This is a genomic window from Bacillus sp. BML-BC051 (assembly GCF_019656175.1).
Classification (GTDB): Bacteria; Bacillota; Bacilli; order Bacillales; family Bacillaceae_G; genus Bacillus_A; species Bacillus_A mobilis.
Window position 1 is genome coordinate 62,103 of record NZ_BPLI01000051.1, and the last position, 26,103, is coordinate 88,205.

Sequence of the window (26,103 nt, forward strand, 5' to 3'; positions counted from 1 at the left end):
TAGAACCCGACCTTAAGATGTGTTGCAAAACGAATATTTAAATCTAATTTATTTTTGCATAGATGCAAGTATCAGTTAGTTGTTTGCCGTCAGCTGTAAGATCTTCATTACGTAATATCCCTTCAAGCTCAAAACCTAGTTTTTCAGGGATTGCACGACTTTTCGTGTTATTGCGTTCACATCGTATTTCAATCCTTCTAAATTTGAATAACTGAAATCCAAGGTTTATTAACGCATTTACTACTTCTGACATATATCCATTGCCACTAAATTGGGTGTTAATCCAGTATCCGATTTCACATTTAAAAACCTTCCAATCAATTCCGTGAAGGCTAGCAGTTCCAATGAAATCATTTGTCTCCTTATGGTAGATAAGATAGCGAAAGCTTTCTCTTTTCAAAAAATCTATATGCGCATTTCTCAGGAGAATTTCCGTTTCTTCAATAGTAGGAATGGACTGGAATAGAGATAACCATTGCTTTAATTCACGAATGGAATCTTTAATAGCTTGTTGTACTATATTCCCTTCACCAGCTTGAAGTGGTGCTCGAAGAATGAGTCTGTCTGTTTCTATTTGTAACGGAACATCTAATAAAATAGGGTTCATATTATTTCTCCTCTCAAAAGCTAGAAAACAATAAATATATATTCCCTTCATCATTTAGAAATCCCTTTCCACATATTGAAACCGAACCGCTAATTAGAAAGGAGTTAAATGGTTCCCTTCTAATTAGCGATTTTTCTTTTGTTTTGACATTTTGTATACAAACGTATACAATTTTGATTAATAAAACAAATGTATACATTTGTATACAAAGGGGGACTTAAAATGAGAAAAGATAAGTTCATGAAAGAAGGACACCACCGTGGTGAGCGCCATAAAGGGAGAGACGGATCTCATCATCGCGGACCGAAAACATTTCGCCGCGGGAGAGCGATTGCCTTTTTAGAAATGATGAATTTGAAACGAGCGACAATTAAACAGCAGTTAAGTGAGCCAGAATTCCAGTCTATTCAGCAAATTTTAATCGGGGAATTAAAGGCAATTGATATGGTTATTAATGAATTTACACAACTATTTGAAATACATGAGAGTGAAACAGAAGAAGCGCCTAAGTTAGATGAGAAGGAAAATCTAGAGCAAGGGACTGGATATGATGAAACAAATTAATCGTTATATCGATTCAGTGTTTTGTGATCAGGATGCACTTTTGGATGAAGTGATTGCTTCCATAAAAGAAAATGAAATGCCACCGATATCGGTATCGCCTTCTTCGGGGAAACTGTTAACGATGTTAGTTTCCATTTCTGGGGCGAAAGATGTTTTAGAAATAGGTGCATTAGGTGGGTATAGCGGCATTTGTCTTGCAAGAGGTTTTGGAGAAGAAGGCACGTTAACTTCACTTGAACTCGAAGAGAAATATGCGGAGGTAGCGCATCGTAATTTACATAAAGCGGGATTTGGAAAACAAGTGTCGTATATGACGGGTGCTGCGTTACAAAGTCTTGAAAAACTAGCCGCTGGTAATAAACGATTTGATTTCTTCTTTATTGATGCTGATAAGGAGAATTATGAAAATTACTTAACATACTGCATCCAGCTTGCTAAGTCAGGTGCGGTAATTGTTACAGATAATGTTTTAGCTGGTGGTAGTGTAGTTGATGAAAGTGCGAAACAAAAACGTTATACAGAAGTTATGAAGAAGTTTAACGAAGTAATAGCAACACATCCAAGTTTAGAATCCGTACTTATTCCAATTGGTGACGGAATGACGGTTTCTAAAGTGAAGAAATAATTATTATCTTACAAAAGTGTAATGTTCATGTCATGTTTTTGAATTTCTTCTTTAAAGCCTAGGCTTTAAGATAACAATATAAGAAAAACACATGAGGTGAAGGAAATGAAAAGATATATTGCACTTTTTAGTATTTTAGTTGTATTTGCAAGCCTATTAGTTGGCTGTGATTTAAATCGTATGGGGAAAGACGAGTATTACGTTCAAATTACAGTAGATGGAAAAGAGTATAATGGTAAGTCTGATAATGGAGCGCCATATAAAGATTACCAATATAAATTAACTGGTTTTGATAAAGAAGGTAAAGAGAAAGAATTAGAATTTACTGCACAAAAAAACTTACGTAAAGATGCATTCCTACGTGTATATCATTCAGATAAAAAAGGTGTAACAGCTTGGGAAGAAGTGAAGAAAGATGAGCTTCCTGCGAAAGTGAAAGAAAAATTAGGTGCGAAATAAGAAAGAAAAAGGAATTGACGAACAGGGTCAATTCCTTTTTTCTTTCTCAAAATCCTCTTCTGAAATGACTTTCAATCCGTGTCTTTTGAATAAAGCAGTTGTTACCCCGTAACCAGTTTGTTTATTCCCGTTAAATTCTCCAGTGTAAATCGTAGAACTACCACAAGATGGACTACGTTCTTTTAAAATAATATATTCTGGATGTAAATTCTTAATTTGTTCTAACGCTTTATAAGCACCGCTCATGAAAGCTTCTGTGACATCTTCACCGTCTTTTGTCATCACTTTTGCTTTTCCATCCAAAACGTCATCGCCATTACCACCAATAATTTCAGCTGAGGGACGAGGTGTTGGCAGTCCTCCTAATACTTCAGGACAAACAAGTAAGGTATCTTCTCTTTGTAATAACTCCTCTATTTTTGAAACGAGATTGTCATTTCCATCATACCGACAAGCGATGCCACCTAAACAAGCACTGATTACAATCATATTTTCATCTCCAATAAAAAATATTAACTATCACGCCAATTTCTCTTCCTGACTCTTACCTATAAATGAGGTGATAAAAATGGGAAGCTTATATAATTTAATGAAACCATATAGTGAATTTCGAAGTAAAGAAGAGTTTAATACATATCAAAAGCAAGTTTTGAAGTACTATCGATTTCAATTAAATAAAACGGATGCTACTATTATTCATTTTCTAGGAAAGTATGCAGTGAATGAGAAACAGAAAACAGTGGGAGTTGCTTGCCCTTTAATGGAGACGATTGCTACAAATGTTGGAAAGAGTATTCGTACAGTACGCCGCTCAATTGCAAAGTTAGAGGAACTAGGAATTATAAAGCGTGTTGCAACAAAAGAAAGACATAAACGCGGCGGATATAGTGCGAACTTATATGTATTTCTTATATCTGCAATTGACCGCATGGATGACCGTATGAAACTGTCCGCATGTGAAAGTGAGGATGATGCAGCTGGCTGTAGTAAAAATGAGCAAAAAAATGAGGGGGAAACAATTTTTTCTAAAAACATCCCACAAATAAAAGAGAATAGAAAAGAAACGTACGAGCTTGATGAGATGTATTGCCGTCATGATATACCGAAGCCTTTTGTATACGCACTTGTGCCGATGACGCGTAATCCGAAAAAGATTAATATACTTTGGAGTAAGGTGGAACTTGCATATAAAAAGAGCGGGTTAATAGAGCAAGGTGTGCTACTGGAGCAAATACTAGCTGATGAAGAAGTGTATGGAAATTTCATTTGGCGAGTAAAGAGTGTTGTGAGAGCGTATAAATACGGGGAAATCCGTAAAAATGTTAAGGCGCTTTTATATAGTACAGTGCGGGATCTATTTTTAGAGGTTGGACTAGAATGGGGAGCAGCTGTGAGAAGAAGTAAGGGGATACCGTTATTTGATCCGTTTAAAAAGGAGTCATGCGTATAATACATGACTCCAAGTGTGGCTTTAAAATAGTGTTTGATCAAAATTACCTTTCAAACTCGTATTTTACGTTAAATAAAAGGAATCCGTTTTGAAAAAAGATTGATCAAAACGGATTCTTCTCTTGTGAATTAGTATAGATCTGTTATAAAAAAGTTTGATTATTTTATGCCTGTGATCTTCCACAATCGCGCACTTTAATGGAATAACTAAAATATTTATCAAATCCTATACTTATTAGTCATACTCTAATGAAAGTTTCCTTGTTCTCTTCTTCAATACAAAAGACGTTAAATGCACAGCGAACTTGATATTCGGTACGTTCGTTCTAATATACATTTCCTCTCCCTTCACAACTGCAAAGGTGGGTGATGATTTCCCATTTCAAAACCTTCAACAAGTTTTTGAAATGCTGGTATTGGAGAGTATTTTTATCCTTAAAATTGGTGACTATTCATAAAATTTCCATTTAAATAGAAAGAATATCTGATAAAAATAAGTGCAAGTATACCGAATAATCCTCCAATCCAGCTTAAATTCACTATATTTGTATACTGAATAATGATTCCTCCTAATGCAGAACCTAGCATCATTCCAACATTCATTAAGGCGGTATTAAAACTGAGTACTGTTTCAGAGGATTGTGGTTTTAGTGAAATCAGATAAAACTGCTTTGCTGGTGTCGTTGTCCAAGTTGCTACTCCCCAACAAGCTAGTGTGACAAATACACCGACTGCCCTATACTGTGTAAATGTTAGTACAAATAAAGAGATGATATGAACACATAAACTTAATGAAATCGTTCGATTAGGTCCCCATCTGTCTACCGCATATCCTCCAAAGCGTGAGCCAATAAAAGCAAAAGTGCCTAAAACAAATAAAGCGATACTTGTCATTTCTATAGAAAAACCAGCAGTATGACTTAATAATGGAGCAATGTAGGCGAACACCATCGTATATCCTAAAATCCAAAAGATCGTTGTCATTAAACCAGTAAGGACTCGTTTATCTTTCATAATTTGTAGCTGTTGTGTAAATGGCAGCGGTTGGTTTCCTTTTATTGATGGTAATAATTTGTAAAGTCCTATTATTAAAAAAAATGTGCCAAGCGCAATAATTAAGAAAATATAATGCCAATCAAAATGTCCAGCTAAAAATGTTCCGATAGGTACTCCAAGTACTAATGAAACAGTGAAACCTGTAATGACTGTTGCCATAGCACTACCTCTTTTTTCTGGAACTGCAATTTGCGCAGCATAATTGGTGGCAACAACAATGTATAACCCTCCACTCATCGCCATAATGACTCTGGATAACATAAGAAAGACAAAATTATAGCTAAAAAATGCAACTAGATTCCCTAGAATAAATATAGAGATAGCATATAAAAGTACTTTTTTACGATCCAATTTAGACGTTAGCATGACCAAGATCAAAGCTCCAATAGCATAAGATAAAGAATAAATCGTAATCAACTGACCAGCCATTGAAATTGAAATATCTAATTCAAAAGAAATCAGTTCTAAAATACCAGAAACAACAAACTCTGCTGTTCCTGTTACAAAAGCCCCTAAAGCTAAAAGTATGATGATTAGTTGATTCATATTATTTTTCAATTTGTACATCTCCTTATATTTGAACTACTGTTTTTATTTTATGTTCCATGTTAACATAAGTAAAATTGATGTTTTTAATAAAGGAGATGAGTAATTACTCATGACTATTGTGCGCTACGAAATCATTGCAAAAGTGGTTGAGCTAGGAAGCTTTACAGAAACTGCTGAAACATTAAATATGACCCAATCTGCCGTGAGTCATGCAGTTGCGAGTTTAGAATCTGAATGGGGAGTTTCTTTATTAATTCGTGATCGAAAAAAAGGAATAACACTTACAGATATAGGACAAAAAATTCTGCCGCATATTAGAGAAATATTGAAAAGAGTGGAAGTCATTAATCAAGAAATTGCGCTTATGACAAGCTTGGAAACAGGTATTATTCGTATCGGCACTTTTGCAAGTGCTTCTTCCTGCTTATTGCCTAAATTACTTGCAAAATTCCGGAAAAAGCATCCTAAAATAGAATTTAAATTTTACGAAGGAACCTATGAAGAGATTACGGAATGGTTAGGTTCAGGCATTATTGACATTGGATTTGTAGTAAAAGGAAAATCAAACCCAAATTTCGATTTGGTTCCTTTGATTAAAGACAAGATGGTAGTCGCTCATCACCCTGATCATCAATTTCATTCTAAAGAAATAGTAGAAATGAATGATTTAATGTATGAATCCTTTATTATGCCAACAGGGATGTACCAATCACATGTTGAGGAATTATTTGCAGAAGCGCAAATTAAACCATCTATTCTTTTTGAAGTACACGACTGTACAACGATCGCTAATATGGTACAGGAAGGACTTGGCGTTACGATAGGTCCAGAATTATTTTTAAAGACACAGCAAAACATAAAAATCAGCAAACTAAATATTGAAAACAGCCGTGAAGTAGCACTTGCTTGTCAATCAATTGCAAATGCTTCTCCTGCGGTTAAGGAATTTCTTCATGTGGCAAAAAATAGAAATTATTAATAAAACACTAAACTACTCCCCATAGTAAGCCAATCCTATTCATGGTTTGCGACGCTTTGAACGCCCAAACCATGGCAGGACTGGCCCTTTAGTTTAATAAGATATCCTACAATTCTTAAAGAATAGAAAACGAGAATACTGAGTAATAAAAAGATTTGAATGATAATTCCCACCACACTACAAATTAAACCGGAAGTAGCTAATCCACTACCACTTTGATTTTTTTCTACAATTTCTTTTGTCGCTTTTCTAGCAACTACAACTCCTAAACCACCAAAAAAACCGATAAATGGTATTAGGATCTAAATAATACCAAGGTTTAAAGAAATTACCGAATTACTGTTTGTTTGAGCATTTATAACCATTTAGATTTCCCCCTTTACAACCCTTTAGTTTAAGGGAAAATCTTCACAATTTTTTTGCTCCATAATTATTTTCATTAAAATGTTACTCAAGAAAATGGCCCGTTTGTGGAACAAGAAAAAATCCTGCATATCAACACAGGATTTTTAATCAAACTTTATTATAAATTATCGATCTTTATTATAAATAATCAGACTTTTTTCAAAAGCTACACCAAGTAGTTAATCAAACTTTCTTACAACTGGAACACGAACCGCTACAAAGAGTACGAAAACGATAACGGCGATTGCACCGCTTTTCATAACAGTTACGATTGGAATTCCTATTGCAAGTGCGATTGATGTGAATGCATAAGAAAGCGGGATAAAGCCCATTGATGATAGCATAAGTAGACTCATTACGCGTCCCATCATTTCTTCTTTTACTGTCGATTGAATCATCGCCATAAGCGGAACGATAGCCATTGCGATTGTAATACCGTAAAACATGCCAGCTAATAACGCTTGCCAAAGTACAGTGCTAAAGTTGATGGATAAGAAGAATACACCAGACAGTAGCATCATGATAATGCAAAATATACCGCGTCTACGATTAATATTTTTTAAACCGACAATGACAGCGCCTATTGCCATTCCGCCACCTACAGATGCTTCTAAGTAACTAAATTGAAGCGAATCACCGTGCAGAACATTTTTAACGAAAAGCGGGAAACCGACTTGCATCGGACCAATTAAAAATAAGTTTAAAAAGGCGCTGCAAAGAAGGAAAGTTGAAAGGAATGGTGATTCCTTCACGTATAAAATGCCTTCTTTAATAGAAGTGAACATGCCTTTGTCTGTATTTTGCTGCTCTGGCATTGTAAATTGTATTTTTTGAACGAGTATGGCTGCGACGATCAGTAATAAAATTGTGATCGAAAAAATCGTTTCATAGTTTGTAAATTTGATAAGAATTCCGCCAAGTACAGGGCCTAAGATGACCGATGCTTGGTTTGTCATTTGTGTAAGTGAGTTTGCTTGTGTTAAACGGCTTTTTTCTACAAGTTCAGGCAAGATAGATCCATCAGCTGACCAGAAAAAAGCATCAGCAAGTCCAAAGAATAAAGCGAATAAAGCAAATGTATATAGTGTTACATCACCTACGATGAACCATGTAAGAATGGTCGCGACGAGAATAGCACGAATAATATTAGAATAAAACATAATGTTTTTTTTCGGGAATTTATCAGCTACAGCGCCGCCGATAATCATAAAAATAAGCCTTGGAACACTAAGAGCTACGAAAACAACACCGAGTGAAGCCTCAAGGTTTAATGTTTTTGCTATGTACCACGTTTGTGAAAAAGTAAAAAAGGCTAAAGCAAAACTTGAAAAGAGTGTAGCTGCCCAAAGAAAAAGGAAATTCGTATTTTTTAATAACGGTTTTCCGCTTCCCTCTAAAGCAGATTTATTTTGTTGTAGTTCCTCCATATTGCTTCCTTTCTATGTGACAAATTTAAACTAAAAAACCTGTTAACAATCGTTTTATACAGTTTCTAATATTTCTATACTGCACTTTTTCATTGTAGACAATAATAATGAATTTGCACAGTGGCTATTTAACGACAAAAAAGAAGATACCAAATGGTATCTTCTTTTTTGTCGTTCAGGCTAATGCAATATAAATATCCAATTGAACGTTGTTTGGATCTAACGCTCTTTCATCATAAAGCTCAAAGTCTGTTGTAAAAGCACGTTTGTTTTCTTTTGACCATTTCCAAATATATTCCCAAGCCTCGCAAATGACTTCAGCAACTGGTCCTTTTCTCGTTGTAAATACCGCATAAGTAGCAGCAGGTATTGTTAAAGTTGTCATATTTTCAGGCACGTCTTCTAATGAAGAAACGGGCATACCGATTGTAAATTGATATGTACCAGTTTCATCTGATTCGTAATTGGAGTAGAAAGCGAGTGTTTCTTTCGTTTGTTGATTTGGGATGTGATGCATAATTTGTTCTTGGAAGTATTGGTTCCAAAGCCCTGGAATTTTTCCTTCAGTAGATGCCTCTATTTCATTTGTCGTCGTAATCGAAACGCCGATTGCTTGGAAAGCTTCTTTTTTTACGATAATAGGTTCGTTTATCATTAAAAATTCCTCCCTTGAATTAGAACGTTTGTTCTCGTTTTATTGTAACATATTTTGGAAGGATACGGTAGCACAATAACAAAAGAACTCCTTCATGTAAAAGGAGTTCTTTTCATTTCTATATTAAAACATACTAGAGCTATGCATCGGTTGAAGTTTTGCGTTTGGATCGAAGTAAGCTTTTGCATTGTTTACTGCTGTTGGTGCTTCACCGAAGCCGCAAGCAATGAGTTTTACTTTTCCTTCATATGTACAAATGTCACCAGCAGCGTAAATGCCAGGAATATTTGTTTCCATTTTTGAGTTCACAAGAATGCTGTTTTTTTGTATATCTAATCCCCAGTTTTTAATTGGGCCAAGAGAGGAAACGAAGCCGTAGTTTACAATTACGTCATCGACATCGATGATAATTTTTTCTTCCGTTTTTACATGCTGAAGAACGACTTGTTCAATTTTGTCATCACCAATGAGTTCTACTGGAACGTATGGTGTGCTTACTTCTGCACGAGAATTCATTAAGCTTTCTACGCTATGTTCATGCGCACGGAATTTATCACGGCGATGAACGATTGTAACTTTGTCAGCGATCGGCTCTAACATCATTGTCCAATCAACAGCTGAGTCACCGCCGCCAAATACTACGACGCGCTTACCAGCAAATTTATTCATATCATCAACGAAATAATGTAAGTTTTTCTTTTCGTACTTTGCTGTCCCTTCTAATTCTAAGCGGCGTGGTTGGAAAGCTCCATTGCCGGCAGTAATAATAACTGATTTAGAATAGTGAGTTTGCTTATTCGTAACAAGTTTAAATATACCGTCAGCTTGTTTCTCAAGCGTATCAACAGCTTCTTCTAAACAAACGGTTGGGTCAAATTTCTTCATTTGCTCTTTTAAGTTATCAACTAATTCTTGTGCGCGCACTTTCGGGAATCCAGCTACATCATAAATGTATTTTTCAGGGTAGAGTGCGGATAATTGTCCTCCAAGTTGAGGTAAGCTTTCAATGATTTTTACACTTGCTTGTCTCATACCGCCATAAAATGCTGTGAACAGTCCTGTTGGACCACCACCAATAATTGTTATGTCGTAAACTTTTTGATTTTCTGCCACTTTCATTCCCCCTATAGATGGAATTTTGATATTGATTTCATATATTGTTCATATGTACACGAAAATCCTGCAAATGATGACACTTTCAAATAAATGATAGCATATTTGAGTTCATAATACTTCTGAAAACGACTGAATTGTGTGTAAGTTTTCGCATAGATGCTTTTTTAATTGTATAAAATATGGTGAAAGGAAAATACATGAAAAAAAGGCTGAAAAACCCTTGAAAACGCTATGTTATTTTAAAATATTGATAATTCTCCAGACGCTTGAATTCTGGAATAAAACCGACTAATATAGGGAAGTATTATGTTAAATTTCTATGACAAAATTCGTACGATTTTTTGACTGCGTTTTGTTATGATATAGAATGTGATAAATTCCACATTCTTGACAAATAGAGTTTTTAGTACTTGGTATTATTTTTCATTACTATTATATAAAGAAAAGGGTTGTGATTTGGTGAAGACTCCAAAAATCGTAGTTTTAGGTGCAGGTTATGGCGGGATGATTACGACTGTTCGTCTGCAAAAAGCATTATCTGTAAATGAGGCTGAAATTACGTTAGTAAACAACAACAGCTATCACTACCAAGCGACTTGGTTACATGAGAGCGCAGCTGGTACATTACAAGATGAAAAAATCTGTCTAGATATTCAAGACGTTATTGATACAAATAAAGTGAACTTTGTACAAGATACAGTAGTAGAAATTAAAGCTGCTGAAAAACGCATTATCTTAAAAGACGGCGAGTTAGAGTATGACTACTTAGTAATCGGTCTTGGTTTCGAGTCAGAAACATTCGGAATTACAGGATTAAAAGAGCATGCATTCTCAATCGCTAACATTAATGCAACTCGTGAAATTCGTGAGCATATGGAAGCTAGTTTCGCTAAATATGCAACTGAACAACGCGATGAGCTAGTAACAATCGTTGTTGGTGGTGCTGGATTTACTGGTATCGAATACGTAGGTGAGCTTGCGAACCGTGTTCCTGAACTTTGCAAAGAGTACAATGTGCCACGTGAAAAAGCACGTATCATCTGTGTAGAAGCTGCTCCAACAGCACTTCCAGGTTTCGATCCGGCATTAGTAGAATACGCTGTGAAACAACTTGAGAAAAAAGGTGTAGAATTCCGCATCGGTACAGCAATTAAAGAAGCAACTGAAGAAGGTATTATCGTTGCAAATGGCGATGATACTGAATTAATTAAGTCTGAAACAGTAGTTTGGGCTGCAGGTGTTCGTGGTAATGGTATTGTAGAAGAGTCTGGCTTTGAAGCAATGCGCGGACGTGTAAAAGTTGATGAGTACATGCACGCTCCAGGATACGAAGAGGTATTCATGGTTGGTGACGCAGCGTTAATCATTAACGAAGAAATTAACCGTCCATACCCACCAACAGCACAAATCGCAATTCAACAAGGTTACAACATTGCACACAACTTAACTGTGTTAGTTCGCGGCAGGGGCGAAATGAAGAAATTCGCATTCGATAATAAAGGATCTGTATGTTCTTTAGGTCATGACGATGCAATGGGCGTTGTTATGGGCAAAAAGTTAACAGGTTGGAAAGCTTCCTTCATGAAGAAAGTAATCGATAACCGTTACCTATTCCTATTAGGTGGACCTTTATTAGTTCTTAAAAAAGGTAAATTAAAGTTCTTTTAATATATAGTAGAAAAAGCAGAAACGGCGAAGAGCTGTTTCTGCTTTTTTCATTTAAAAAATATAGTATAATATATAAAAAAAGAAAGAATATTCTGTCCGTTCCGGTAGAGGAGGGTAATGCATCATGGAGAAACGAGGAAAAGTATGGCTAGCTGTTAGTGGTTTAGTTGCTACAAAAGATGGTAGGTGGCTCTTCGTTAAGAAAAAATACAGTGGATTAAAGGGGAAATGGTCTTTGCCGGCTGGTTTTGTAAATGAAGGTGAGACGGTAGATGAAGCTGTGAAACGTGAAGTGTTAGAAGAGACAGGCATTGTCGCTCATGTGAAGGGGATCATTGGTGTTCGATCGGGCGTGATTCGCAATGAGATTAGTGATAATATGATTATTTTCCTTTTGGAGCCTGAAGGAGAAAACATTATTATACAGGAGAAAGAATTGTCTGAAGTAGCATTTTTACATCCAGATACGATTGCGGATGATCCGAATACGTCTCTACTTATTAAATATTTGTTTGAAGGAAGATCAGAACTACATCTTGAGATGAACAAAACATTAGACCCAGGAGAGCAATTTGGTTATACCGCCTATCACGTATTTACGGCGCATGCGAAGGAGAGGGAGAAAGAGTGAGTATACCAGTACTACTTATTTCAATGATGTTATTTTTCATTTTGTTCTTTGGAATTGGATTTTTACTCAACATGATATTGCGAGCTACGTGGGTAATGGTTATTGTGTATCCGATTGTTTGTATACTTATTATTAATAAGGCGAGTGTGTGGGATTATTTTGCAAAGCCAAAAGAAACATTTTCTTCATTTGGGACAAGTGTATCGCATTTAGGACAAGCAGATATGTTTATTTTATCTACTGGTTTAGTAGGTGCTGCATTAGCAGGAATCGTAATTAAGAAACTTCGGAAAAGCGGATATCAAATGTTTTAATCTCCAATTCATTTGGAGATTATTTTTTTGCATATTCCTTCATCGTATAGGGAATGATTAACGATGAAGGAGTGTGGAATATAAAAATGTTAAAACGATATTGTATTCGCATTATGATGACTTGTTTACTTGTATCCGCATTATGCGTAACATGGAATGCTTTCACAGGAGTTTCTTTATTAGAGATTGTAAAGAAATATGAGGGAACGAGTGCAAAAGAAGTACATGCAGCAGAAATTAAGAGAAATGTTGCTCCGAGTAAAGAAGTGATAAATGCTTTAGAGCAGGCGAAAGACTGGTCTAAATATCGTTCAATTGAAATGACTGCAACAGGTTATACGTCAGGAATTGAGTCAACTGGTAAGAGGCCGGGACATCCGGAGTATGGTATTACATATTCAGGTGTTAAGGTGAAAAGGGATTTATATTCCACAATCGCAGCTGACTTGCGCGTATTCCCAATTGGAACAATTTTATTCGTACCAGGTTATGGATATGGTGTAGTAGCTGATAAGGGCGGTGCAATAAAAGGAAACCGTCTTGATTTGTACTATGATACGGTGAAAGATGTTTATAGCCAATGGGGTAAGAAAAAAGTAAATGTATATGTAGTGAAAGTTGGAGATGGTAAGTTTTCAGAGGAAGAGTTAACGATGTTAAATCAAGACGAAACGATGCAAGTGTTTCGCGGTCAATATTTAAAACAAAGATAGTCTAGTGGTAATTACGCTAGACTTTTTTAATTTTATATAGAAGAAATATGGATTATATAGGATGTAACAGAAGTTAGAATTGTCGCATTTTATCGAAAATAAAGTTATAATAAAGGCAGAGTAGAGAAATTTAGGGGGTCTGAACATGTTTCAAGTACAAAAAGAATTAGCAAGCCATGAAGCGGTAATCGTTGCCTTATTTGAAGAAGAGAAAACGAGTAGTTTTGTACAAGAACTGGACAAAGCGTTTGAAGGACAATTACAAGTTTTATTAGAAGAGAAAGAACTTTCTACGAAGAAGAAAGCTATTTCGAAAGTACATAGTTTAGGGAAAACAAATGTGAAACGTTATTATTTCGTTGGTTTAGGAAAGAAAGAATCGTATACGACGGAAACATTACGTGCGGCTCTTGGTAAGGCGTTCAAAACGTTACAAGCAGCGAAAGTACAAGATGCAGCAATCTTGCTTGATTCTTTCGTAACAGAGAAATTAGACGCGATTGATGTAGCTCACATTGCAGCAGAGGTACAAGGTCTTGGTACATATGAGTTACAAACGTATAAATCAGATAAAAAGGAACGTGTGGAGTTAGAGAAGTTCACGGCTATTACAGCAGAAGATGCACAAGAAATTGAAGCTGCATTAACAGTTGGCTACGTACATGGACGTGCAACAAATTCAGCTCGTACACTTGTAAATATGCCGCCAAACGTATTAACAGCAACAAAGCTTGCTGAGTATGCTGTTGAGTTAGCAGAAAAGTATGATATGGATTATAAAGTTCTTGAGAAAGAAGAGATGGAAGACCTTGGTATGGGTGCGTTACTTGCAGTAAACCAAGGATCTACTGAACCACCAAAAATGATCGCTCTTATTTATAAAGGAAAAGAAGAGTGGACAGATGTCATTGGATTCGTTGGAAAAGGAATCACATACGATACAGGTGGTTATTCATTAAAACCACGTGAAGGCATGGTCGGTATGAAAGGTGATATGGGCGGCGCTGCTGCTGTATTAGGTGCGATGGAAATTATCGGTGAACTTCGCCCAGAGCAAAATGTGATCGCTGTTATTCCATCAACTGATAACGTTGTAAGTGGTACAGCATTTAAGCCAGACGATGTAATCACATCTATGAGCGGAAAAACAATTGAAGTATTAAATACAGATGCAGAAGGTCGCCTAGCGTTAGCTGATGGAATTACGTATGCGAAAAAACTAGGTGCAAACTATCTGATTGATGTTGCGACATTAACAGGTGGTGTAATTGTTGCGCTTGGAAATCATACGACAGGCGCAATGACAAACAATGAAGAGTTGTTTGAGCAAGTGCTAGAGGCATCTATGGAAACAGATGAATCAATTTGGCAATTACCGATTTTTGATCGTGATAAAGAACGCGTGAGAAACAGTAAGTTTGCTGATTTAAATAACTCACCAGGCCGTGAAGGACATGCGGTTATGGCAGGTACATTCCTAGGTGAATTCGCTGAGGATACACCATGGGTACACTTAGACATCGCTGGAACATCTGAAATGTCAGGAGCGCATGATTTAGGGCCAGCTGGAGCAACAGGTGCAATGGTACGTACACTTGCAACACTTGTTGAACGTTTCGGAGAAGAATAAGATCATAAGAGAAGGCTGTTCCGATATTTTGGAACAGCCTTTTTTATTGGTGGGACTATGGTCGGCTTATCCCATATGAACTCGTTTCATTATTATAAAGAAATTGTATATAACGTCCCATTTAAAGCGAATGAAGTGCGACCTGTTTCTTCAGAGACAACTAAAATAAGGGCATCGCTTTTTTCTGATAAGCCAATTGCAGCTCTGTGACGTGTTCCGAGTTCTGGATCAACTTCTGTGCTTTTCGTTAACGGAAGAATATTAGCAGCTGAAACAATATGATTATTTTTAACGAGAACGGCCCCGTCATGAAGAGGGTTACCTGGATAGAAAATGGATTCAAGTAACGGTGAGGTTAAATGAGCATGTAATGTTGTTCCAGTTTGAATGAGAGAGTCAAGTGGCTCGTTTCTTTCCACAATAATAAGAGCCCCGTGTTTTCGGGCGCTTAAATGTTGGACAGTCGCTGTAATAGAATGTGAGCTTTCCGTATAAGGTGATAAATACGCTTGAATATAGTATGTAGCTGCCAATGTTTGTACATTGGCTAACATATGATGAATATCTTCCATTTTGCACAAAATACATTCATCTTCTTTATCAATTGCTTGCCTCATAATGGATAATTCTTTCTCAGCAATTTCAATCATTTGCTTTGTTTGTATTTTGAGCTCTTCTGACAAGCCCCATTCTTGCATAATCCTCATTCCCTTTAGTGGAGTATTTAACCATAGTGTATACAAATATTCCTAGTAAAATCCTGTTAGATTGTAAAAAATATTGAGATACAGGTTGTTTTTTTCATATAATAAAGGTATGACAAGCGAGAGGAGATAGAAGTATGAATTGGAAACAAGAATTTAGTCGCTGGCTTTCATATGCAGAGTTAGACGCAGAACTAAAAGAACAGTTAGAAAACATGAAGCAAGATGAGAAGAAAATTGAGGATAGCTTTTACAAAAATTTAGAGTTCGGCACAGGTGGTATGCGTGGTGAACTTGGTGCTGGTACGAACCGTTTAAATGTATATACAGTTCGTAAAGCGACACAAGGATTAGCGACGTTTATTGAAAAATTAGGTGAAGAAGCGAAGAAGCGCGGTGTTGTTGTAGCGTACGATTCTCGTCATAAATCACCTGAATTTGCAATGGAAGTAGCTGCTACACTTGGTGCACACGGTATCACAACATATGTGTTTGAAAGCTTACGTCCAACGCCAGTACTTTCTTTCGCAGTTCGTCATTTACATACAGTGAGTGGAATCGTTCTTACGGCAAGTCATAATCCGCCTGAATATAACGGTTATAAAGTATACGGTGAAGATGGTGGGCAGTTGCCTCCAAAAGAAGCTGATGAGTTAATTAGCTATGTAGATGCAGTAGAGGATGAGTTAACAGTTGAGGTTGCTAATGTGGAGCAATTAAAAGCTGACGGTTTATTACATATTATTGGACAAGAAGTAGATGATGCATATGCTGCAGAATTGAACAATGTCATCATTAATAAAGAAATGATACAAAATGTTGGGAAAGACTTAAAAATCGTCTTTACACCATTACACGGAACATCAAATATTTCTGTACGCCGTGGCTTAGAAGAAGTTGGATTCACAGATGTAACAGTTGTAAAAGAGCAAGAGTTACCAGATCCGAACTTCTCTACAGTTAAATCACCGAACCCAGAAGAGCATGCAGCATTTGAGTATGCAATTCGTGACGGTGAGAAAGTAGGCGCAGATGTGTTAATCGCAACGGATCCTGACGCAGACCGACTTGGCGTAGCAGTTCGTAATCATGATGGTGAGTTCCAAGTATTAACTGGTAACCAAACAGGTGCATTAATGCTTGATTACTTATTATCTCAAAAGAAAGAAAACGGAACACTTCCAGAGAACGGTGTTGTATTAAAAACAATCGTAACGTCTGAAATTGGCCGTACAATCGCGAAAGCATACGGTTTAGATACAGTTGATACGTTAACTGGATTTAAATTTATTGGTGAAAAAATTAAACAGTATGAAGAAAGCGGACAATACGAATTCCAATTTGGTTATGAGGAAAGCTACGGTTATTTAATCCGTCCATTCTGCCGTGATAAAGATGCAGTACAATCTGTTCTATTCGCATGTGAAGTAGCTGCATACTACAAGTCACAAGGAAAAACGTTATACGATGGCTTATTAGAAGTATTTGAGAAGTATGGTTTCTTCCGTGAAGATCTTGTATCGTTAACGCTAAAAGGAAAAGATGGAGCGGAACAAATCCAAGAAATGATGGCAACATTCCGTGAAAATCCTCCGAAAGAAGTAGCTGGCTTAACAGTTGTAGCAGTTGAAGACTATAAAGCGAGTATCGTTACATCTTTACAAGATGGACATAAAGAAGAGATTCACTTACCGAAATCAAATGTGTTAAAATATCAATTAGAAGATGGTTCTTGGTTCTGCCTACGCCCATCTGGAACTGAACCGAAGATTAAGTTCTACTTCGGAGTTCAAGATAATTCTTTACAAAATAGTGAACAAAAGTTACTTACTATTAAAGAAGATATTATGAATCGTTTATAATATAAAGTAATTTTAAGTAGTGGAGAACAAAAGGGAGTGAAACCTCCCTTTTGATCTATGTAAGGAAATAATCGTTATTGATTCTGACAGAAGAGAGGGTATTTTGTGATGAAAAGAGTAAGAAAAGCGATAATCCCAGCAGCTGGATTAGGAACACGTTTTTTACCAGCTACAAAAGCAATGCCAAAAGAAATGTTACCGATAGTAGATAAACCAACTATCCAATACATTGTAGAAGAAGCAATAAAATCAGGAATCGAAGATATTATTATCGTTACTGGTAAAACGAAGCGCTCTATTGAAGATCATTTTGATAATGCATTTGAGTTAGAACAAAACTTATTAGAAAAGAAAAAGTATGAGTTACTTGAAAAAGTACAGGCTTCTTCAAAAATGGTAGATATTCACTATATCCGTCAAAAAGAACCAAAAGGATTAGGGCATGCTGTTTGGTGTGCACGTAAATTCATCGGTGATGAGCCATTCGCTGTTTTATTAGGTGATGATATCGTTCAAGCTGAAAAACCATGTTTACGTCAATTAATTGAAGAATATGATAAAACGCTTTCTTCTGTTATTGGTGTACAAACGGTTCCAGAAAATGAAACACACCGTTATGGAATTATCGATCCATTAGAGCAAGAAGGACGTCGTTACCAAGTTCGTAATTTCGTTGAGAAACCAGCAGCAGGTACAGCACCTTCAAACTTAGCAATTATGGGACGTTACGTTTTAACACCTGAAATCTTCATGTTCTTAGAACAGCAACATGTTGGTGCTGGTGGTGAAATTCAGTTAACAGATGCAATCCAAAACTTAAACGAAATTCAACGTGTATTCGCTTACGATTTCGAAGGAAAGCGCTACGACGTAGGTGAAAAGTTAGGATTCGTTCAAACGACAATCGAAATGGCCCTGCAACACCCAGAATTACGTGATGAAATGGTTCCAATGATGCAGAAAATTTTAGAAGAACACACGAAGCAACAGTCTTAATATAGTGATATAATCCCCTGTTGGATGAGCGGTAAAGGAACGTATTTACTGCTTAATCTAAAGGGGATTTTTTTGAGAAAAAAGACACTCTGGAGAGAGTGTCTTTATTTTTGATCAGTAGGCTTTAGCTCATCAGCTTTGGATTTTATTTCATCAGTAATAGCGATATTAATATTACCAGCTGCTTTTTTGTATTCCTGAATCAATGCATTAACGTTTTGATTAAATGAAATTAAGCTGCCACTTGGAGATTGGGCCTGTTCGTTAAGCGCAGTGATAATCCCATATATTTTTTTATATTCTTCATAGGTTTCTTTATATTTATTAGGCTGTTCTTTTGCAGCTTCAGAGACTAACTTTAAATCATTTCCCATATTGTTATAAAACGTATCAACGCTTGTAATCATTCCGTCAATTTCTGTTCTCTTAGAACTTAGTGCATTATTGAAGTCCTGTCTTTTATCTATTGCGCTTGACCATGTAGTTGAATACTCGGATAATACGTAAGATGCTGCATATTTAAAGGTGTTTATATTATTATAAAAAGATGCTGCGGCAATTAAGTAATTAGCTTCTTTTTTCTTTTGGGCTTGAAGAGCTTGATACTCCTCTTCCATATTTGTTACTTTTGTTATCGTAAAGAGAAGAACGATGACGGATATAACAGTTGTTAGAAATAGTATTAACGATGTTATTAAAGATTTTTTTACTGGTAATTTTCGTACTTTCTTAATTAACCCAATAACAATAAAGATTAAAGCCGCGCATAAACTAACTATAGTAAGAATTAAAAAGAAAAATGCTAGGCCGTTTCCAAAGGTATATGACATTCCTAACTCACTATTTCCATATAATTTGTAACCGATACTCATACCTAGTATGAAAAATAAAGATAGTACTCCGACACTTACTTTAATAAGTGTATTTTTTGATAGATTCACTGATTTTCCTCCAAAATATTGTTCTAATTAGATGTGCAAAATATCTAATTTGCTGAATTAGCATAACAAAAATCATTTTTAATATGTGTCGTATATTGTCGAAAAACAAAAAAGAGTTATCTTAACATAGTAAGATAACTCTTTTTATTATGAAATCGTCGAATGAGAATGCTGATAAGCGGAACGACGTACAGCATAGTATATGCGAGGTGCGATAATGGCACCGATAATTGTAAATGCAATATCTTTTACTGCGAACCACATCATAATCATCCAAGCAGCTTTATAGCTCATATTGCCACCCATGAAGAGATTAACTGCCCCGTACATATAAGTAGTACCGATAATATAAGTTAAAATGATTCCTGTGAAAGAGGCAATTGCAAAAGTACTGAATGTTGGTTTTTCCTTTTGTTCTACGAGTTTTCCTGATACGTAAGCAACGATAATAAATGCGATAATAAAGCCACCAGTAGGATCTAACAGTGCTCCAAATCCAGCTTTGAAGTTAGCAAAGATTGGCGCACCTGCTACTCCAACAAACATATAAACAGTCATTGATAATGCGCCAAGTCTACTTCCAAGAAGAAGCCCTGCTAAAATTGCGAAAAATGGTTGCATAGATAATGGGATGCCCGCTACTTGTAAGAATGGTGCCCAAGATACAATGTTTGCACCAATGGCCATAAGAGCAACGAACATGGCAGCTAATGCTAAATCTAAAACATGAAATCTTCTCATAATGTTAACCTCCTGTTGTTTTTAGGTTAACATTATCGTAGCGAAAATATTTACTTGTTGTCAATTAAAATATTTTGATAAGAAGGCTTCAAATACTCTCTTAGCAACGTATACGGAATACGAAATTGAGGAATTCCGCTTGAATAAGGAGCAATCTCATATAAAGGGAAATAAATGACGAGGTTGTCCGGTTCTAAAAAGAAGTGAAACTTTTTCGTGCTCATGACCTTTTCAGTTGCATCGGGAAAATAAATGCTTTCATTTTGTTTAAGTTGTCTTACGATCTCAGCGCGGATTACTTCTTTATATTTCTCTTCTTGTTGAAATAAATCGTCTAAGTGTAGTAGCTTTTTTTCGTTTAAATCAAATGTGTTTGCCTTCCATGTATAAAGACCGTGTGCTCCGCCTGTATATTGATAGTAATTCAAATATAGGCTGAGGAGAGGTGGTTTATTTAAGGAGACTTTATAATCAACATTCGCCACGTACGGATGAAATGGTGTGCTAGATCCTTCTGTTTCTTTATAATATTTTTTTGCGTCTTTTTCTAATTTTGTTTTAAATTTTTCAGTAGATTTTTTGTAATAGAAATTGAGCTTATTTTGAAATTTAGAATCTGAAAAATTATGAAACGAAGGTCTGTTAATTTGATATTCTATATAAGGTTTCTTACCTTTTTGTGTTACAGTCTGAACATCGATTGTCAGGTTGGATGCTTTGGCTACTAGTGCACAATTTGGTACAATAGTCAGCAAGGAGAACATAAGCAGTAATATACAAAATTTCTGTTTCATTTAGGTGAAACCTCCTTATATAAGTGTTATAAGTAGTTTGAAAATAAATAGGTAAAATTATACATTCGATTAAAGTAAGAGAAGGGGGAAACGAGATGGCAAAAACTTTAATGGATTCACTTGGAATTGAGTTGTTAGAGATGACAGAAGATAAGGTGGTTGCTACGATGCCTGTAGATGAGCGTACGCATCAGCCGTTTGGATTTTTACATGGTGGTGCATCCCTTGCATTAGCAGAAACAGTAGCAAGTGTCGGTTCATATAATTTAATTGATCAAGAGAAATGTATTTGTTTCGGTCTAGAAATTAATGCAAACCACATTCGCTCAAAGAAAGATGGAATTGTAACAGCGATCGGGACACCGATACATAGAGGACATTCAACAATGGTTTGGGATGTGCGTATCATTGATGAAAATGATGATTTACTATGCATATCACGATGTACAGTAGCAATTAAAGAAAAACGTGAAAAGTAAAAAAGAGGCGCTCTCATGAGCTGCCTCTTTTTCTTATAATTAGAACTGGATTTTCTTCTCTAAGAAACCTTTTAGTTCGCTAATTGGCATACGAACTTGTTCCATTGTGTCACGGTCACGTACTGTAACAGCTTTGTCTTCAACTGAGTCGAAGTCATAAGTGATACAGAATGGTGTACCGATTTCGTCTTGACGACGGTAACGTTTACCGATAGAACCAGTTTCATCAAAGTCTACCATGAAGTCTTTAGCTAATTCTGCGAATACTTCAGTAGCACCTTCAGATAGCTTTTTAGATAATGGTAAAATTGCTGCTTTGTATGGTGCTAAAGCAGGGTGGAAACGAAGAACTGTACGAGAATCGTTTTCTAATTGCTCTTCTTCATATGCATCACATAAGAATGCTAATGTTACGCGGTCAGCACCTAAAGATGGCTCGATGCAGTACGGTACGTAACGCTCATTCGTTTGTGGATCGATATAGTTAAAGTCTTCATTAGAGTGTTCCATGTGACGTTTTAAATCGAAGTCTGTACGAGATGCTACGCCCCATAGTTCGCCCCAACCGAATGGGAATCGGAATTCAATATCAGTTGTTGCGTTACTGTAGTGAGATAACTCTTCTTCACCGTGGTCACGAAGACGCATGCTTTCTTCAGTCATACCAAGTGAAAGTAACCAGTTCTTACAAGTTTCACGCCAGAATGCGAACCACTCTAAATCTTCACCAGGCTTACAGAAGAATTCAAGTTCCATTTGTTCGAATTCACGTGTACGGAATGTGAAGTTACCAGGTGTGATTTCGTTACGGAAGCTCTTACCGATTTGGCCAATACCAAATGGAAGCTTTTTACGCATAGAGCGTTGTACGTTTTTGAAGTTTACGAAAATACCTTGTGCTGTTTCAGGACGAAGGAAGATTTCGTTCGTGCTAGACTCTGTCACACCTTGGAAAGTTTTGAACATTAAGTTGAACTGACGGATTTCAGTGAATTCTTCACTACCACAATCAGGACATTTTACTTCATGTTCTTTCATTAAGTCAGCCATTTGGTCGAAAGTAAGACCATCAACAACCATTTCAATGCCTTTTGCATCTAATGCATCTTCAATTAATTTGTCAGCACGGTGACGCGCTTTACATTTTTTACAGTCGATCATTGGATCGTTGAAGTTACCAACGTGACCAGAAGCGATCCAAGTTTTTGGGTTCATTAAAATAGCTGCGTCTAAACCAACGTTGTATGGAGATTCTTGAATGAATTTTTTCCACCAAGCTTTTTTAACGTTATTTTTTAATTCGATTCCAAGTGGACCGTAATCCCAAGTGTTTGCAAGACCACCGTAAATTTCAGAACCAGGGAAAACAAAACCGCGATGTTTTGCTAAGTTTACAACTTGTTCCATTGAATACATAATAAAATCCTCCTTTTGAAAGTTAACGTATTGGCGATGACGTGCTCTGGTACTTATGAAACGAGCAGTATATGCTTTGAAAAACATAAAAAAACGCTCATCCCAAGGCTTAATTGCCTAGGGACGAGCGTTTGCCCGCGGTTCCACCCTAGTTGATACACAAAAGGTGCATCCACTTTATCACGTATTGCTCGAGACTGCCGTTTCCTTGCAACTTCAGGCTTTCACTATCCCTGAATCGCTTTTTGTGCAAGTACTTATAAGTCCGTCATCGCTACTTATATTAATAATAATGAACATATTCTAACACGTTCTTTTTTAAATCTCAATAGAGGAACGCGTCTATCTATGATAGAGTCTCGCCTAATTTTTCGTTATTTATTCCGTAATTTTGTTTAATGTGCTTAATTGCTTCACGTTTACTAAGCGAGGCAAGCTCGTTATTTTGCACGTATTCCCAAACGACATCGGGCTTTGTTTTTGCATATTCACGAAGGACCCAACCAATCGCTTTTTGAATGAAAAATTCTTTTGAAGAATGTAGTTGTCCAATAATCCAGAAAAGAAGTTCTTCATCCATCTTTTGTTTATATTTTAGCTGGAACAAAATAGCGGCCCGTTGTAACCATATGTTATCTGATGCGATCCATTTTGGAATGTAGGCAGAAATTAATTCAGGATGTTTTAAAAAGATAGTACCTAAAAATGTAGGGACGATGCTATCAACAGTGTCCCACCAAGACTTTGTGACAATGAGTTCTTCTAAGAAGGGAATATGAGTTTCGTTTATATGCTTTTTATATTTTTGCATAATATCAAGTGCTGCTGCCTGAAATTCACGTTCTGGTAAATCCCAAAGCTCACGTACGATAACTTGGAAATCTTTTGGATCTGGGAGAGTATGTATTTGAATAACGTCTTTTAATAACTGTCTTCTCTCGGGAGTTTGAATACCGAGAAATGGGAAGTGATTTTTCATATAACGTGCCATCGGTTCTGCTTTTTCAAGGTTTTTATGAGCTATGAAATGCTCTTGTAATGTTTGTACAAATGGATGCATAAGTCCGTTCTCCTCTCTAATTATCTTGCTCTTATTATTATACAGAGAGTTTGGTTGAATTTTAAAACATAACTTGCAATGCAACGAAATATGTTGAGAGTAGAGAGGAGAGGATAAGATGGAAGATCAAGGCGTACTAGCAGGTTTCTTTGCTCTTAGTTTTGCGTTTATTCTTGTTGTATTGATTTGGGCAATTATTGCGTATTTATTAACGGCTTTTGCACTGTACACGATGGCGAAAAATGATGGTGCCACGGACGGTGCTCTTGCGTTTATTCCTTTTTTAAATAGTAAGATATGGGGGGATTTAGCGAAAGATAAATTACCAGACTTCTTGAAAGAAGAAGCAGGATGGAAAGTATTCGGCATATATGTCGCATGCTTCATTTTTAGCTTCGTACCAATTCTATATTTAATAGCAACAGCTGTATCGATTGTGCTGTCTATTTATCTCATCTACGCTATTTTAGACAGGTACGGAACGAACCCTATATTATTTACAATTATTCATACAATCACATTTTCGGTTTTCTTACCGATTCACTTATTTATTATTCGGAATGAGCCGGTAAGATATAACGAGTAAATATATGCGGGGAGCTGTTTCGAAGATGTTTTGGAACAGCTCTTTGTTGGTAAAGTGATATTTCGTTGACCAAGAAAAAAGGGCTGTCACATAGGACAGCCCTTTTTTTACTACATAAGGTAGCGTAAATAAATATAAATATGAGAAATGATTAATGAAACGATCATAATTGGGAAACCAACTTTTAGGAAGTCCATGTAGCTAAACTTATGTCCTTCGCGGCTTGCGATACCTGCAACAATTACGTTAGCAGAAGCTCCGATTAATGTTCCGTTTCCACCTAGACAAGCACCTAATGCTAATGCCCACCATAATACGTCGATTTGTGCATCAGACGGTGATAAACCTAGCCCAACTGCCATATCGTTAATAAGTGGGATCATTGTTGCAACGAATGGAATGTTATCAATTGTTGCAGAGGCGATACCAGATACCCATAAAATAAGGATAGACGCATAAGAAATATCTCCGCCCGTTATGCCAATTACTTTTTGAGCTAACATTTTGATAAGGCCGATATCAATAAGTCCTCCAACAAGTACGAATAGTCCTGCGAAGAAGAAGATTGTTACCCACTCTACACTTGCGAATACCTCTTCAATTTCATGTTCTTTCACACCGATTAACATAAGTACAGTAGCACCAGTTAAAGCAATGATAGCTGCATCAACATGGAAGATCGAATGAGTCATGAAACCTACGATTGTAAGTCCAAGTACTGTTAAAGATTTTTTCATTAATACTGGATCTTTAATGTATTGTTTTTCATCTAAACTCATTAATTTTTTAACTTGTACAGGATCAGCAATTAATTGTTTACGGTACATGAAGTAAAGTATTACTGCTGTAACTGCAATAATAATGATTACGATAGGTGCTAAGTTGAACAAGAAAGCATTGAAATCTAAATGCTTATTTGCAGAACCAATCATAATGTTAGGTGGATCACCAATTAATGTTGCTGTTCCTCCAATGTTTGAAAAAATAATTTCAGAAAGTAAATAAGGAACAGGATTTACTTGCAGTATGCGCGTAATAGATAAAGTAACTGGAACAACAAGAAGTACAGTTGTAACGTTATCTAAAAATGCGGAACCAAGTGCAGTAAGTAAGGAAAGTGAAATTAAAATTTTAATTGGATTTCCTTGTGCTCCTTTTGCTGCTTTAATGGCAACGTATTGGAAGACACCCGATTTACTCGTAATATTCACCAGAATCATCATACCGATGAGTAGCGTAATCGTCCCCCATTCAATATGTTTCGTAAAGGCGTTGTGTAAATCAACGACCCCCATAATTACCATGAGTGCTGCGCCAAGAAGTGCGATGACAGCGCGATTAATTTTTTCAGAAATAATAATGGCATATGTAATTAAAAAGACTGCGATAGCAAAATAATACTGCCAGTTTGCGAGCTCTTGCGTTGTTTCGTGCAAAACTCTCATCTCCTTTCATTCACTTTTCTTAGTGTGTCAAAAATGTTCTCGAAGAAACACACATAAAGTCATTATAAAGTAGAAAAATGGAGGATGTAAATGAGAGGGGGTATTTTGTCATATTTTCTGCATTGGTCATTTTTTCTTATTTTTAAAAATATTTGTGGGCATTTGACATATATATAAGATACATCCAATCTGAATATTTAAAATGGAATTAGCATTCGAGCTTGTTCGTGTA

27 protein-coding genes are annotated in these 26,103 nt (G+C 36.3%); 14 read left to right on the top strand and 13 right to left on the bottom strand.

From position 1 onward, the window contains the following. Positions 1–43 precede the first annotated feature (43 nt). A complete protein-coding gene (locus K5S59_RS20420) occupies positions 44–607 on the bottom strand; it encodes a GNAT family N-acetyltransferase (protein ID WP_098872582.1) in 564 nt (187 codons plus the stop codon). 222 nt (positions 608–829) lie between these two features. On the opposite strand from K5S59_RS20420, the gene K5S59_RS20425 reads away from it, so the two are divergent. The 3 genes from K5S59_RS20425 (at position 830) to K5S59_RS20435 (ending at position 2,255) form a co-directional block, all read left to right on the top strand. Further along, a complete protein-coding gene (locus tag K5S59_RS20425) occupies positions 830–1,171 on the top strand; it encodes a hypothetical protein (protein WP_001224263.1) in 342 nt (113 codons plus the stop codon). Beyond that, positions 1,158–1,796 (top strand): O-methyltransferase, encoded by a 639-nt coding sequence (locus K5S59_RS20430; protein WP_033656414.1) that lies wholly within the window; start codon positions 1,158–1,160, stop codon positions 1,794–1,796. The genes K5S59_RS20425 and K5S59_RS20430 overlap by 14 nt, the downstream gene beginning before the upstream one ends. A 105-nt stretch (positions 1,797–1,901) precedes the next feature. Beyond that, complete coding sequence (locus K5S59_RS20435; protein WP_000833154.1) at positions 1,902–2,255, top strand: YxeA family protein; 354 nt, start codon at positions 1,902–1,904, stop codon at positions 2,253–2,255. A gap of 27 nt (positions 2,256–2,282) precedes the next feature. Here the strand turns inward: K5S59_RS20435 and K5S59_RS20440 are convergent, their stop codons facing one another. Then, on the bottom strand, positions 2,283–2,744 hold the full coding sequence (locus K5S59_RS20440) for a 2-thiouracil desulfurase family protein (protein ID WP_000635507.1): 462 nt from the start codon (positions 2,742–2,744) through the stop codon (positions 2,283–2,285). A 79-nt stretch (positions 2,745–2,823) separates the two neighbouring features. Between K5S59_RS20440 and K5S59_RS20445 the strand changes: the two genes are divergently transcribed. Beyond that, on the top strand, positions 2,824–3,705 hold the full coding sequence (locus K5S59_RS20445; RefSeq protein WP_000535275.1) for a helix-turn-helix domain-containing protein: 882 nt from the start codon (positions 2,824–2,826) through the stop codon (positions 3,703–3,705). A 434-nt stretch (positions 3,706–4,139) separates the two neighbouring features. Here K5S59_RS20445 and K5S59_RS20450 read toward each other — a convergent pair whose 3' ends face one another. After that, a complete protein-coding gene (locus K5S59_RS20450; RefSeq protein ID WP_002073419.1) occupies positions 4,140–5,327 on the bottom strand; it encodes an MFS transporter in 1,188 nt (395 codons plus the stop codon). 91 nt (positions 5,328–5,418) lie between these two features. Here K5S59_RS20450 and K5S59_RS20455 point away from each other — a divergent pair, with 91 nt between their 5' ends. Further along, a complete protein-coding gene (locus K5S59_RS20455; RefSeq protein ID WP_220784085.1) occupies positions 5,419–6,288 on the top strand; it encodes a LysR family transcriptional regulator in 870 nt (289 codons plus the stop codon). A gap of 584 nt (positions 6,289–6,872) precedes the next feature. Here K5S59_RS20455 and K5S59_RS20460 read toward each other — a convergent pair. The 3 genes from K5S59_RS20460 to K5S59_RS20470 form a co-directional block, all read right to left on the bottom strand. Beyond that, complete coding sequence (locus tag K5S59_RS20460) at positions 6,873–8,120, bottom strand: MFS transporter (protein ID WP_000391918.1); 1,248 nt, start codon at positions 8,118–8,120, stop codon at positions 6,873–6,875. A 175-nt stretch (positions 8,121–8,295) separates the two neighbouring features. Then, positions 8,296–8,775, bottom strand: a complete 480-nt coding sequence (locus tag K5S59_RS20465) for a GyrI-like domain-containing protein (RefSeq protein WP_000606659.1) — start codon at positions 8,773–8,775, stop codon at positions 8,296–8,298. A 123-nt stretch (positions 8,776–8,898) separates the two neighbouring features. Beyond that, positions 8,899–9,888, bottom strand: a complete 990-nt coding sequence (locus K5S59_RS20470; protein ID WP_000829779.1) for an NAD(P)/FAD-dependent oxidoreductase — start codon at positions 9,886–9,888, stop codon at positions 8,899–8,901. A gap of 462 nt (positions 9,889–10,350) precedes the next feature. Between K5S59_RS20470 and K5S59_RS20475 the strand changes: the two genes are divergently transcribed. The 5 genes from K5S59_RS20475 to pepA all read left to right on the top strand — a co-directional run bounded on the left by K5S59_RS20475 (position 10,351) and on the right by pepA (position 14,847). Beyond that, positions 10,351–11,559, top strand: coding sequence for an NAD(P)/FAD-dependent oxidoreductase (locus K5S59_RS20475; protein WP_120450971.1), 1,209 nt, complete (start codon positions 10,351–10,353; stop codon positions 11,557–11,559). A gap of 124 nt (positions 11,560–11,683) precedes the next feature. Continuing rightward, on the top strand, positions 11,684–12,190 hold the full coding sequence (locus tag K5S59_RS20480; RefSeq protein WP_098237994.1) for an NUDIX hydrolase: 507 nt from the start codon (positions 11,684–11,686) through the stop codon (positions 12,188–12,190). Then, the gene (locus K5S59_RS20485; RefSeq protein WP_000027006.1) at positions 12,187–12,504 is read left to right on the top strand and encodes a YuiB family protein; all 318 of its coding nucleotides are present in this window, start codon (positions 12,187–12,189) and stop codon (positions 12,502–12,504) included. The genes K5S59_RS20480 and K5S59_RS20485 overlap by 4 nt, the downstream gene beginning before the upstream one ends. A gap of 86 nt (positions 12,505–12,590) precedes the next feature. Beyond that, on the top strand, positions 12,591–13,217 hold the full coding sequence (locus K5S59_RS20490) for a 3D domain-containing protein (protein WP_033656415.1): 627 nt from the start codon (positions 12,591–12,593) through the stop codon (positions 13,215–13,217). 145 nt (positions 13,218–13,362) lie between these two features. Further along, positions 13,363–14,847 carry a cytosol aminopeptidase gene (gene pepA / locus K5S59_RS20495; protein ID WP_000487977.1) on the top strand — a complete coding sequence of 495 codons (1,485 nt, stop codon included), beginning with the start codon at positions 13,363–13,365 and terminating at the stop codon, positions 14,845–14,847. A 92-nt stretch (positions 14,848–14,939) separates the two neighbouring features. On the opposite strand, the gene cdaS is transcribed toward pepA, so the two are convergent. Continuing rightward, positions 14,940–15,545: a sporulation-specific diadenylate cyclase CdaS gene (gene cdaS / locus K5S59_RS20500; RefSeq protein ID WP_001158733.1), complete on the bottom strand. Its 606-nt coding sequence runs from the start codon at positions 15,543–15,545 to the stop codon at positions 14,940–14,942. Positions 15,546–15,688: 143 nt separating this feature from the next. Between cdaS and K5S59_RS20505 the strand changes: the two genes are divergently transcribed. Together K5S59_RS20505 and galU are read left to right on the top strand one after the other, a co-directional pair. Beyond that, the gene (locus K5S59_RS20505; RefSeq protein ID WP_001104195.1) at positions 15,689–17,413 is read left to right on the top strand and encodes a phospho-sugar mutase; all 1,725 of its coding nucleotides are present in this window, start codon (positions 15,689–15,691) and stop codon (positions 17,411–17,413) included. Between the two features lie 108 nt (positions 17,414–17,521). Continuing rightward, positions 17,522–18,409 carry a UTP--glucose-1-phosphate uridylyltransferase GalU gene (galU, locus tag K5S59_RS20510; RefSeq protein WP_002073425.1) on the top strand — a complete coding sequence of 296 codons (888 nt, stop codon included), beginning with the start codon at positions 17,522–17,524 and terminating at the stop codon, positions 18,407–18,409. Positions 18,410–18,513: 104 nt separating this feature from the next. Here galU and K5S59_RS20515 read toward each other — a convergent pair whose 3' ends face one another. The 3 genes from K5S59_RS20515 to K5S59_RS20525 form a co-directional block, all read right to left on the bottom strand. Next, entirely contained in the window at positions 18,514–19,350 is an 837-nt protein-coding gene (locus K5S59_RS20515) for a hypothetical protein (protein ID WP_098257796.1), read from the bottom strand. A 147-nt stretch (positions 19,351–19,497) separates the two neighbouring features. Then, positions 19,498–20,091 (bottom strand): biotin transporter BioY, encoded by a 594-nt coding sequence (locus tag K5S59_RS20520; protein ID WP_098257795.1) that lies wholly within the window; start codon positions 20,089–20,091, stop codon positions 19,498–19,500. Between the two features lie 50 nt (positions 20,092–20,141). Beyond that, on the bottom strand, positions 20,142–20,885 hold the full coding sequence (locus tag K5S59_RS20525) for a DUF3298 and DUF4163 domain-containing protein (RefSeq protein WP_098257794.1): 744 nt from the start codon (positions 20,883–20,885) through the stop codon (positions 20,142–20,144). 95 nt (positions 20,886–20,980) lie between these two features. Here K5S59_RS20525 and K5S59_RS20530 point away from each other — a divergent pair, with 95 nt between their 5' ends. After that, a complete protein-coding gene (locus K5S59_RS20530) occupies positions 20,981–21,364 on the top strand; it encodes a hotdog fold thioesterase (protein WP_001140606.1) in 384 nt (127 codons plus the stop codon). A 39-nt stretch (positions 21,365–21,403) separates the two neighbouring features. Here the strand turns inward: K5S59_RS20530 and K5S59_RS20535 are convergent, their stop codons facing one another. Beyond that, the gene (locus tag K5S59_RS20535; RefSeq protein ID WP_000287155.1) at positions 21,404–22,780 is read right to left on the bottom strand and encodes a glycine--tRNA ligase; all 1,377 of its coding nucleotides are present in this window, start codon (positions 22,778–22,780) and stop codon (positions 21,404–21,406) included. A gap of 346 nt (positions 22,781–23,126) precedes the next feature. Beyond that, positions 23,127–23,840, bottom strand: coding sequence for a DNA alkylation repair protein (locus K5S59_RS20540; protein ID WP_000553338.1), 714 nt, complete (start codon positions 23,838–23,840; stop codon positions 23,127–23,129). A 118-nt stretch (positions 23,841–23,958) separates the two neighbouring features. Here K5S59_RS20540 and K5S59_RS20545 point away from each other — a divergent pair, with 118 nt between their 5' ends. Continuing rightward, positions 23,959–24,426 carry a hypothetical protein gene (locus tag K5S59_RS20545; RefSeq protein ID WP_000390067.1) on the top strand — a complete coding sequence of 156 codons (468 nt, stop codon included), beginning with the start codon at positions 23,959–23,961 and terminating at the stop codon, positions 24,424–24,426. A 110-nt stretch (positions 24,427–24,536) separates the two neighbouring features. Here the strand turns inward: K5S59_RS20545 and K5S59_RS20550 are convergent, their stop codons facing one another. Further along, positions 24,537–25,862 carry an ArsB/NhaD family transporter gene (locus K5S59_RS20550; protein ID WP_000545214.1) on the bottom strand — a complete coding sequence of 442 codons (1,326 nt, stop codon included), beginning with the start codon at positions 25,860–25,862 and terminating at the stop codon, positions 24,537–24,539. Positions 25,863–26,103: the final 241 nt, after the last annotated feature.

Excerpts from the sequence above, each read along its gene's own strand:
- K5S59_RS20420 (WP_098872582.1), bottom strand. The coding sequence starts at position 607 with ATGAACCCTATTTTATTAGATGTTCCGTTACAAATAGAAACAGACAGA.
- K5S59_RS20425 (WP_001224263.1), top strand. The coding sequence starts at position 830 with ATGAGAAAAGATAAGTTCATGAAAGAAGGACACCACCGTGGTGAGCGC.
- K5S59_RS20430 (WP_033656414.1), top strand. The coding sequence starts at position 1,158 with ATGAAACAAATTAATCGTTATATCGATTCAGTGTTTTGTGATCAGGAT.
- K5S59_RS20435 (WP_000833154.1), top strand. The coding sequence starts at position 1,902 with ATGAAAAGATATATTGCACTTTTTAGTATTTTAGTTGTATTTGCAAGC.
- K5S59_RS20440 (WP_000635507.1), bottom strand. The coding sequence starts at position 2,744 with ATGATTGTAATCAGTGCTTGTTTAGGTGGCATCGCTTGTCGGTATGAT.
- K5S59_RS20445 (WP_000535275.1), top strand. The coding sequence starts at position 2,824 with ATGGGAAGCTTATATAATTTAATGAAACCATATAGTGAATTTCGAAGT.
- K5S59_RS20450 (WP_002073419.1), bottom strand. The coding sequence starts at position 5,327 with ATGTACAAATTGAAAAATAATATGAATCAACTAATCATCATACTTTTA.
- K5S59_RS20455 (WP_220784085.1), top strand. The coding sequence starts at position 5,419 with ATGACTATTGTGCGCTACGAAATCATTGCAAAAGTGGTTGAGCTAGGA.
- K5S59_RS20460 (WP_000391918.1), bottom strand. The coding sequence starts at position 8,120 with ATGGAGGAACTACAACAAAATAAATCTGCTTTAGAGGGAAGCGGAAAA.
- K5S59_RS20465 (WP_000606659.1), bottom strand. The coding sequence starts at position 8,775 with ATGATAAACGAACCTATTATCGTAAAAAAAGAAGCTTTCCAAGCAATC.
- K5S59_RS20480 (WP_098237994.1), top strand. The coding sequence starts at position 11,684 with ATGGAGAAACGAGGAAAAGTATGGCTAGCTGTTAGTGGTTTAGTTGCT.
- K5S59_RS20490 (WP_033656415.1), top strand. The coding sequence starts at position 12,591 with ATGTTAAAACGATATTGTATTCGCATTATGATGACTTGTTTACTTGTA.
- pepA (WP_000487977.1), top strand. The coding sequence starts at position 13,363 with ATGTTTCAAGTACAAAAAGAATTAGCAAGCCATGAAGCGGTAATCGTT.
- cdaS (WP_001158733.1), bottom strand. The coding sequence starts at position 15,545 with ATGCAAGAATGGGGCTTGTCAGAAGAGCTCAAAATACAAACAAAGCAA.
- K5S59_RS20505 (WP_001104195.1), top strand. The coding sequence starts at position 15,689 with ATGAATTGGAAACAAGAATTTAGTCGCTGGCTTTCATATGCAGAGTTA.
- galU (WP_002073425.1), top strand. The coding sequence starts at position 17,522 with ATGAAAAGAGTAAGAAAAGCGATAATCCCAGCAGCTGGATTAGGAACA.
- K5S59_RS20520 (WP_098257795.1), bottom strand. The coding sequence starts at position 20,091 with ATGAGAAGATTTCATGTTTTAGATTTAGCATTAGCTGCCATGTTCGTT.
- K5S59_RS20525 (WP_098257794.1), bottom strand. The coding sequence starts at position 20,885 with ATGAAACAGAAATTTTGTATATTACTGCTTATGTTCTCCTTGCTGACT.
- K5S59_RS20530 (WP_001140606.1), top strand. The coding sequence starts at position 20,981 with ATGGCAAAAACTTTAATGGATTCACTTGGAATTGAGTTGTTAGAGATG.
- K5S59_RS20535 (WP_000287155.1), bottom strand. The coding sequence starts at position 22,780 with ATGTATTCAATGGAACAAGTTGTAAACTTAGCAAAACATCGCGGTTTT.
- K5S59_RS20540 (WP_000553338.1), bottom strand. The coding sequence starts at position 23,840 with ATGCATCCATTTGTACAAACATTACAAGAGCATTTCATAGCTCATAAA.
- K5S59_RS20545 (WP_000390067.1), top strand. The coding sequence starts at position 23,959 with ATGGAAGATCAAGGCGTACTAGCAGGTTTCTTTGCTCTTAGTTTTGCG.